Source organism: Streptomyces sp. DH12 (assembly GCF_020873895.1).
GTDB lineage: Bacteria > Actinomycetota > Actinomycetes > Streptomycetales > Streptomycetaceae > Streptomyces.
Genome location: NZ_JAHWGT010000596.1, coordinates 1 through 550, shown reverse-complemented (window position 1 = coordinate 550; position 550 = coordinate 1). Strand labels below are relative to the sequence as shown.

Genomic DNA, 550 nt, shown 5'->3' with positions numbered 1-550 from the left:
ACCTGGTGCCGGTCACCGTGCGTGCCATGGCCGCCGTGCGCGGCATCGACGAGGACGTGCTGGCCACCGCGCTGGGCGCCAACACCGCCCACGCCTTCGGCTACTGACGGGCCCCGGCGTATTCACGTTCCGTAGTCGTGTCGCTTGGGAGAGCGATCGCCGCTCGGCCAGGTCTGGGAGCCCCCTCGGGGGCTCCCGTGGCAGCCGTGGAGCGTGTCGGAGTGAGCACCACCCCGCGGTTCGAGACGTATCCGAAGACGTGTCCGACGCACGCCGTGCGGCGGGATCCACGATGCGGACACCGTGCCCGCCCTGCCCCGCCGCACGCCCGCCACCGCACCGTCCCGGAGGTCCGCGACGAGGAGATCCCGTTCACCGAGGAACGCGTCGAGGACCCCGCGCTGGCCCACGGCACGGTGGTCGTCGACCGGGCCGGACGGCCGGGGCTGCGCCGCCTCACCTACGCGCAGCGCACCGTCAACGGCGTCCGGCAGCGGCCCCGCCTGCTGTCCACGGACGTGGTGCGCGAGCCCGTCGCGCGCCGGGTACG

2 pseudogenes are annotated in these 550 nt (G+C 74.5%); both read left to right on the top strand.

What is annotated here, in order from left to right:
- Nucleotides 1–107 (top strand): annotated as a pseudogene (locus tag LPA54_RS35975) (AraC family transcriptional regulator); the annotation flags it as partial.
- A gap of 240 nt (nucleotides 108–347) precedes the next feature.
- Nucleotides 348–550: pseudogene (locus tag LPA54_RS35970) on the top strand (G5 domain-containing protein); the annotation flags it as partial.